At 62.7% G+C, this 7913-nt stretch carries 7 protein-coding genes; all 7 read left to right on the top strand.

Annotated elements, in window-relative coordinates; all coding sequences use genetic code 11:
* The first annotated feature begins 108 nt into the window (after positions 1 to 108).
* The 7 genes from ABS73_RS12300 (at position 109) to ABS73_RS12270 (ending at position 7682) form a co-directional block, all read left to right on the top strand.
* Positions 109 to 264, top strand: a complete 156-nt coding sequence (locus ABS73_RS12300; protein WP_286693474.1) for an HAD hydrolase-like protein — start codon at positions 109 to 111, stop codon at positions 262 to 264.
* Between the two features lie 678 nt (positions 265 to 942).
* Complete coding sequence (locus ABS73_RS12295; protein ID WP_277022711.1) at positions 943 to 1827, top strand: substrate-binding domain-containing protein; 885 nt, start codon at positions 943 to 945, stop codon at positions 1825 to 1827.
* An 81-nt stretch (positions 1828 to 1908) separates the two neighbouring features.
* Positions 1909 to 3414 carry a sugar ABC transporter ATP-binding protein gene (locus ABS73_RS12290; protein WP_277022714.1) on the top strand — a complete coding sequence of 502 codons (1506 nt, stop codon included), beginning with the start codon at positions 1909 to 1911 and terminating at the stop codon, positions 3412 to 3414.
* On the top strand, positions 3414 to 4388 hold the full coding sequence (locus tag ABS73_RS12285) for an ABC transporter permease (RefSeq protein ID WP_277022716.1): 975 nt from the start codon (positions 3414 to 3416) through the stop codon (positions 4386 to 4388). Before ABS73_RS12290 ends, ABS73_RS12285 begins: the two co-directional genes overlap by 1 nt.
* A gap of 3 nt (positions 4389 to 4391) precedes the next feature.
* Complete coding sequence (locus ABS73_RS12280; RefSeq protein WP_277022719.1) at positions 4392 to 5333, top strand: tagatose kinase; 942 nt, start codon at positions 4392 to 4394, stop codon at positions 5331 to 5333.
* Between the two features lie 4 nt (positions 5334 to 5337).
* Positions 5338 to 6615 carry a D-tagatose-bisphosphate aldolase, class II, non-catalytic subunit gene (locus ABS73_RS12275; RefSeq protein ID WP_277022722.1) on the top strand — a complete coding sequence of 426 codons (1278 nt, stop codon included), beginning with the start codon at positions 5338 to 5340 and terminating at the stop codon, positions 6613 to 6615.
* Between the two features lie 68 nt (positions 6616 to 6683).
* Positions 6684 to 7682: a LacI family DNA-binding transcriptional regulator gene (locus tag ABS73_RS12270; protein ID WP_277022725.1), complete on the top strand. Its 999-nt coding sequence runs from the start codon at positions 6684 to 6686 to the stop codon at positions 7680 to 7682.
* Positions 7683 to 7913: the final 231 nt, after the last annotated feature.

Below are 7913 nucleotides of genomic sequence, written 5' to 3'. Positions count from 1 at the left end.
GTCCGACATCAGGTCTCGTGCCAAGCTGGTCTCCATTGCAGATACCAGCTTGAATCACGCCCACGCTGCGGTGTGAATCCCTTTTGTCAACAGAGCCTAACGACCTTCATGCTGGGCGATCAGATTGAGACCGATATCAGGGCCGGACAGTCCGCCGGGCTCAAGACGATCCTGGTGCGGACCGGCGTCTCGCCGAAGGAAGTGCCTGGCGTTGTGCCGGACATTGAGGTGGAAACGCTTCTTGAGCTTGACTTCGAAGCATAGCGCCAAGCGACCTCGCGGCGCCGAGCAGAGAGTCTGCTCTGGAGAGGCTTAACCTCAGTGCCTGACGTGAGCCGACCAGCCAAGTCCGCCCAATGGGCCGTCCGTCTCACAAAGGGGCGAAAAGCTACCTGTAAGTGATGCAGCAAGGAAACTGTGCCGTATGACGTGAAAGCGGCCGTTCGCCCGCGCCACAACACAACTGGTGCCCTGCTCGACATGAAGGGCGGAAAGCTGCCTGACTGCAATGCAGCAGGGCATGCGCAGCGAAAACGACAAAGCGGTCATCCAGGCAGCCCTGCGAACCGGGTTGGAAGAGTTACTCAAGCGCAGGCATTGGGGCCCGTTCTGCTTGAGGCCGAGTTCGCCTAGGCTGTGCTCGAATGTTGCTTGCGTGACGGCGAAAATCCCAAGGGGTAGGCCAGGTCAATTCCATCGCTGCCATACGGGCGTGTCTTTGCCTTGACAGACGCGGCCCGCCGCCCGCCGATCTCGCACAAATGGATGCCGCCGGGCTGCGGCTCAGGGTGTCCGGCATGACTCAACCTTTACCGATCGGACGTCACAGAAATCGGATAATATTTACTTAAGTAAAGTTTAGAGATACAGGTGTATCAGCGGCTAGCGCCGCGCTGCATCTGGAATGCGCTGTAGATACGGCGCCTTGGGAGGAGAACTAACTTGCAAAATCTGCAGAAAATCTTGCTTGCCTCGACCGCTTTGACGATCGCCGCAGGAGCAGTCGGCGCTGAAGGAATCGGCGCATCGCTGCTGACACAGCAGCATCCGTTCTACATCGAAATCGCGCGCGCCATGGAAAACGAAGCGGCCGCTCGTGAGATCCCGCTCGAGATCGCCATTGCAAACCAGGACCTGTCTAAGCAGCTTGCCGACGTCGAGGATTTCATCGTCAAAGGCGTGGATGTGCTGGTAATATCCCCCGTTGACAGCCAAGGCGCCTTGCCCGCGATCATGAAGGCGCAACAGGCTGGGATCGAGGTCATCACGATCGACGTGCCCGCTCAGGGTGTCGACGTGACGTCCTACATCGGCACCGACAATTACGCCGGCGGTGTGAAGGCTGCCGAACTGATGGGTGCCCAGCTCGGCGGCGAAGGCCAGGTCGCCATCATCGACTATCCCACCGTGCAGTCCGTGGTCGCCCGCATCGAGGGCTTCCGGCAGGGCCTCGAGGAGTTTCCGGGCATCGAGATCGTCGCGCAGCAGACCGGGATCACCCGTGCCGAAGCCCTGGCAGCGGCGCAGAACATGCTGCAGGCCAACCCCGAGATCGACGGCATCTTCGGCTTTGGCGACGACGCCGCGCTTGCAGCCGCCGCAGCCGTGCGCGCTGCCGGGCTAGGCGATCAGGTCAAGGTCATCGGCTTTGACGGCATGGAAGAGGCCCGCAACGCAGTGGACTCGGATCCGATCATGGTCGGCGTGATCCAGCAGTTCCCCGACGAGATGGGCAAGATGGCCGTCGATACGGCGATCCGGCTGATGGACGGGGCCGAAGTTCCGACCGAGCAGCCCATCGTGCCGGGCGTCTATACCGGAAACTGAGTTCCGTCACGCACGGAACCTGCGGTCGTCCTTCGCCGGGGCGAGGGACGACCGCTCCATCTGCTTGTAGAGGAGGCCGTGATGGCCGATGACGGCGATGTCATCCTGCAACTGAGCGGGGTGCGCAAAACATTCGGGCCCATCGTGGCGCTTCGGAACATGGACCTCTCCGTCCGCGCCGGGCGCGTTCACACGATCCTGGGCGAGAACGGCGCTGGCAAGTCCACGCTGATGAAGATTCTTGCCGGTGTGCAGGCCCCGACCGAGGGAACGATCCGGATGGAGGGGCGGGATTACTATCCGCGCACCCCCCAGGAGGCCGCGCTGCGCGGCCTCGCGATCGTTTTCCAGGAACTGAGCCTTTGCAACAATCTCAGCGTTGCGGCGAACATCCTTGCCACGCGCGAGCCAACGTCGCTCGGCTTCATCTCCGAGCGCCGGCTGATGGCCCGCGCGCGTCAACTGGTGACAAGCCTCGGTCTGCCGATCAACGTCAACGCACGGGTCGGGGACCTGTCGATCGCGCAGCGTCAGCTGGTCGAGATCGCGAAGGGTCTCAGCCATGACAGCCGCGTCGTGATCTTCGACGAGCCGACGTCGTCGCTGTCGGATTCCGAGGCCGAAATCCTGTTTCGGATCATCGACCGGCTGAAGGCGGAAGGAAAGGCGATCATCTACATCTCGCACCGGATGGAAGAGATCATGCGCCTGTCCGACGACATCACGGTGATCCGCGACGGCGAATATGTCACGACCCGGGCGCGGGCGGACACGAGCGTCGAGGAACTGATCGGGCTGATGGTCGGCCGGCGCATGGACGAGCTCTACCCCGCGCGGATCGGCGAACCCGTTGATCCCGCCGCGGCGCCTGTGCTTTGCGTGGAGGCGCTCACGCGGGCCGGCGTGTTCGAGGATGTCTCTTTCGAGTTGCGCCCTGGCGAGATCCTCGGGGTCTTCGGCCTGATCGGATCGGGCCGGTCCGAGGTCATGAACGCATTGTTCGGGATGGCACCTGCCGCAGGACGGGTAAGGATCGACGGCCAAGAGGTCACGATCAGGTCCGCTGCCGAGGCCATCGCGCGCGGGATCGGCTTCGTGACCGAAAACCGCAAGGAGCAGGGGCTGGTGCTTGCTCATGGGCTTCGGCCGAACGTGACAATGGCCAGCCTGCCCGAGGTTTCAGGCGCTGGCTTCATCAAGGCCAAGCGCGAGCGCGCTGCGGCCGCCGGCGAGGTAAAGCGCCTGGCGATCCGAACGGCCTCGATCGAGACGGAAGTCGGCACGCTGTCGGGGGGAAACCAGCAGAAAATCGTCCTGGCCAAGTGGCTTGCCACCCGCCCGCGCATCCTGATCCTGGACGAGCCGACGCGCGGCGTTGATGTCGGCGCCAAGTTCGAAATCTACCGCATCATCCGCCAGCTCGCCGCCGAGGGGACCGCCATCGTGATGGTTTCGTCCGAACTGCCAGAGGTGCTCGGGCTTTCGGATCGGGTGATGATCATGTTCGAAGGCCGGGTCGCGACGACCCAGGCTCGGGAGACGCTGACACCTGAACGCGTAATGACCTTTGCAACGGGGCAAATCTGATGACCGAGACCTCGCAATCAATTTCTGGCGGCCATTCGCCCCTCAAGTCTGCCGCGCGCCAATATGGCGGTATTCTGCTGTCGCTGGTGGCGCTGTGCATCATTTTTTCGTTAGCGAACGAGCGATTCATGTCGATCGCAAACGCCACCAACATCCTTCAGCAGGTCGCGGTGATCGCGATCGCGGCCTTCGGAATGACATGGGTCATCCTTCTGGGTGAGATCGACCTTTCAGTCGGCTCGATCATCGCGGTGGCCGGGATGGTTGGCGCGCAAGTCATCGGTCTTGGCTGGGGCTTCGTGCCGGCGTTGACGCTGACATTGGCAGCAGGCGCTGTGATGGGACTGTTCAACGGCGTGATGACGGCGAAGCTTTTGCTGCCGTCCTTCATCGTGACCGTGGCAACGATGAGCATCTATCGCGGTCTCGTCAGCCTGCCGACCGGCGGAGCCCCGGCGATGAACATGGACCCCACCTGGATCGCCATCGGTGCAAACAGCTTTCTGGGCGTGCCCATCATCATCTGGATCGTTGCCGTGCTTTTCGTCGTCAACCACGGGCTTCTCGCACATACAACGTTCGGCCGAAGGGCTTATCTGACCGGCGGAAACCGGGAAGCCGCGCTTTACTCCGGCATCAACGTCGACTCGATGAAGATCCGTATCTTCATGATCTCGGGCGTCATGGCAGCGATTGCGGGTATCCTGCTGTCCTCGCGGCTTTTCTCGGCGCAGACGAATGCCGGCATGAGCTACGAACTGGATGCCATCGCCGCGGCTGTCCTTGGCGGCACGTCCCTGGCTGGCGGTGTCGGAACAATGGTCGGCACTCTCATCGGCGCGCTGATCATCGGGGTTCTGAACAATGGCATGAACATGCTCTCGGTCCCCTACTTCTATCAGTTGATCGTAAAGGGCCTTGTCATCTTGATCGCCGTTTATCTCGATGTGCGTTCCAAACGGCGGCAGGCGTAGGCGATGACGAAGGTTCTGACCATCGGCGAGGTCCTTGTCGAAATCGTGGCAACCACCCGCGGCAGCGGCTTTCGGGAAGCGCAGCCCCTCATCGGTCCGTTTCCGTCAGGTGCGCCCGCTATCTTCATTGACCAGGTCGGCAAGCTGGGCACGCCGTGTGCGATCCTGTCGCGGGTTGGCGACGACGATTTTGGCCATGTGACGCTTGACCGGCTGCACGCCGACGGAGTCGATGTTTCCGGCATCGAGATCGCGTCGGGCGAAAGCACCGGGTCGGCATTCGTGCGGTATCGCGAAGACGGCTCGCGCGCCTTCGTCTTTAACATCACCCATGCCGCCTGTGGCCGGCTGGAGGCCTCGTCGGCGGGCGATGCGTTGATTGAGACGTGCTCGCATCTGCATATCATGGGAACTGCCCTCTCCGCACCCGGCCTTGCGCGCCGCACGACGGAAGCGGTCGCTCGCGTCAAGGCGCGTGGCGGCACGCTCAGCTTCGATCCGAACCTGCGCCCGGAGATACTTGCGGCGCCCGGCCTGCGCGCCGCCCTTGATGAGGTTCTAACGCAGACGGACCTGTTCCTGCCATCAGGTGACGAGATCCTGTTGTTCACGTCGGCCGACGATGAGGCAGGAGCCGTGGCAGAACTGCTCGATCGCGGCATCCCCGAGATCGTGATCAAGCGCGGAGCCGCGGGGGCGAGCCACTTCGACGCCAAGGGACGCCGCGATGTGCTGCCGATCGCGGTCGAAGAAGTCGACCCGACGGGTGCTGGCGACAGCTTCGGAGGCGCCTTCGTCAGCCTGTGGCTGGAAGGCGCTTCGCCCCAGACCGCATTGGCCTATGCCAATGCTGCCGGTGCTCGTGCCGTCACATGCCTGGGGCCTATGGAGGGCACTTCGACGAGGTCCGAACTGGACGCGCTGATGGCGCAGGCTAAAGGATAAAGAGATGACGAACCCGCTTCTGGACATCGCCACGTGGCGCCGCAAGCCTGGCCCCTCCGGCATCCCCTCGGTTTGCTCGGCCAATACGTTTGTGATTGAAGCCGCCATGCAGGCCGTGGGGCCGACCGAGCTGCCGCTGCTGATCGAAGCGACCTGCAATCAGGTGAACCAAGAGGGCGGCTATACAGGCATGACCCCGGCCGACTTCCGCAAATTCGTGGAGGCCATCGCGGCCGCGCAGGACTTTCCGATGGGGCGGCTAATCCTGGGCGGCGATCACTTGGGTCCGAACCCCTGGAAGGAACTTGCCGCGGCCGAGGCGATGGACCGTGCTGAGGCGATGATCCGCGCCTATGCCGCTGCGGGCTTCACCAAGCTTCATCTGGACTGCTCGATGGGCTGCAAGGGCGAGCCGGTGGCGCTGGACGATGCCGTGATCGCCGAGCGCGCTGCGCGGCTGGCTGCCGCAGCCGAGGCAGCACGGCCTGGAGGCGCAATTCCCGACCCCGTCTACATCATCGGAACCGAGGTTCCCATTCCCGGCGGCGCGATGGAGGAACTGGATGAGCTGGAGGTGACCGATTCCGAGGCGGCCCGCCGCACGATCGCCATCCATCAAGCAGCTTTCGATGCTGCAGGTCAGTCGGCTGCCTTTGCCCGCGTCATCGCGACCGTGGTCCAACCAGGCGTCGAGTTCGGCAATCATAACGTGATCGAATATGATAGCGCGAAGGCACAGGCACTCTCCGCCGTCCTGAAGGATGCCCCGAGCCTTGTCTTCGAGGCGCATTCGACCGACTACCAGCGCCCGCGCAACCTGGCGTCCTTGGTTGAGGACGGTTTTGCCATCCTGAAGGTGGGTCCAGGACTTACCTTCGCGCTTCGAGAAGCGCTCTACGGTCTCGACGCCATTGCGGACGAACTGTATCCGGACGCCCGCAGCCGGAGCCTGCGTGAGACGATGGAGGCCGTCATGCTGGCAAATCCCGGGAACTGGGACCGCTACTACGAAGGCACGGAGGCCGAGCGCGCGCTGCAGCGGCATTTCAGTTATTCGGACCGCATCCGTTACTACTGGCCGCAACCCGAAGCGCGCGCTGCCCTGGGCGAGCTGATGGATCTGCTCGGGGACACGCCGATCCCCGAGACACTCGTTGGACAGCATCTCGGCGCCCGCTACTCCGAGGTCAGGGCAGGACGGCTGGCTCCGCGCGCCCGTCCGCTACTGCTTGCTTCGGTAAAGGCGGTCATGCAGGATTACATCTCCGCCGCTAGAGCCTGAGGGCACACATGTTTCGATCTGGAGGGAAAGACAGAACATCTATCGCACCCGTTCAAGATATAAGAACGATGGAGGAATTCTCGGCCTATGTCGGGCTCTCGCGCCCGACAGTGTCGCGTTTCTTCCAGGATGCGAGTTCCGTCAGAGCCAGCACGCGCGAACGGATTGAGGTAGCTCTTGCCGAAAGCGGGTTCCGCCCCAACCTGTTCGCCGTCAACCTCAAGCGTCGCCGCAGCAACATCCTAGGGATCATCATCCCCAATTCGATCGACCCCTTTTACATGGAGTTGATCCGCTCGGTCGAGCGGATCGCGCTCGATGCCGGGTTCCTTGCCTTCGTGCTGTCCTCGAACGGCAGCCGGGACCTGGAATCCGCCGCCATCGACCGGCTGACGGGATTGAACGTAGCCGGCCTGATCGTCGTGCCTACCGGGGTCGGACCATCCAATAAGAAGCTTGAGGCGCTCGAGGAGAACGTGCCACTGGTCTATGTTGATAGCCCGCCGCCGCACGACTGCACCTTCGTCGGGACGGACAACCGGCAGAGTATGGGGCTGATGGTGGACTATCTTTGCCGCTCGGGCGAGCCGCCGTGCTATCTCGGCATGCCGGAGGTGAACCAAAACGCGATAGACCGACGAGAGGCCTATGCTGCCGCCATGTCGGCCGCGGCTCACGAGCCTGTCCTGCTCGCCATTCCGCAGGAGATGACCTGGGATTTCGAGCGGTTCGGCTATGAGTCCGCGACCGCGCTCATCCGGTCGGGGCTGCCCACACGGACGCTTCTTTGTGCCAACGACCGGATCGCACTTGGCGCACAGCTCGCGGCATGGGAGGCCGGACTCAAGATCGGGCGCGTGCGCGGCAGCGATATCCGCATTGCTGGTCACGACGATCATCCGCAGGCCAAGTATGCCTGCCCGCCATTAACCACGGTCGCGCAGAGCTATGGCGATATAGCACAGTGCGCAATGGCCGAACTGCTGGAGCGGATCGATGCAGACGAACTGCGCCCGCCCACGAAGACATTGCTGCGCGCCGATCTGAAGCTGCGCGCTTCGGCCTGACCCCTGACATTGACCTTCGCCGGCGGTGCTGTTGCATAGGTAAGCCACCAGGACGGCTCTTCAAATCAAGCTGCGTCTGCTTTTCATCCCTACAGCCGCCGGAAGGGATGACGGAGCACAGAGAGGCCCATAACTGTTGGCTGTCACTGAGAACTGACCCGGCATTGTCACCGAGAACTGACCCGCCCGGTCGTTATGTGTGCTGGTTCATGCTGGGGTCAATGATGCTGC

Source organism: Paracoccus sp. SCN 68-21 (assembly GCF_001724535.1).
Classification (GTDB): domain Bacteria; phylum Pseudomonadota; class Alphaproteobacteria; order Rhodobacterales; family Rhodobacteraceae; genus Paracoccus; species Paracoccus hibiscisoli.
The sequence above is the reverse complement of the archived record's forward strand: the minus strand, read 5'-3'. Positions and strand labels throughout refer to the sequence as shown.

Bases quoted from the DNA above. Each gene is read 5' to 3' on its own strand.
- ABS73_RS12275 (WP_277022722.1), top strand. From the start codon at position 5,338: ATGACGAACCCGCTTCTGGACATCGCCACGTGGCGCCGCAAGCCTGGC.
- ABS73_RS12285 (WP_277022716.1), top strand. From the start codon at position 3,414: ATGACCGAGACCTCGCAATCAATTTCTGGCGGCCATTCGCCCCTCAAG.
- ABS73_RS12300 (WP_286693474.1), top strand. From the start codon at position 109: ATGCTGGGCGATCAGATTGAGACCGATATCAGGGCCGGACAGTCCGCC.
- ABS73_RS12290 (WP_277022714.1), top strand. From the start codon at position 1,909: ATGGCCGATGACGGCGATGTCATCCTGCAACTGAGCGGGGTGCGCAAA.
- ABS73_RS12270 (WP_277022725.1), top strand. From the start codon at position 6,684: ATGGAGGAATTCTCGGCCTATGTCGGGCTCTCGCGCCCGACAGTGTCG.
- ABS73_RS12280 (WP_277022719.1), top strand. From the start codon at position 4,392: ATGACGAAGGTTCTGACCATCGGCGAGGTCCTTGTCGAAATCGTGGCA.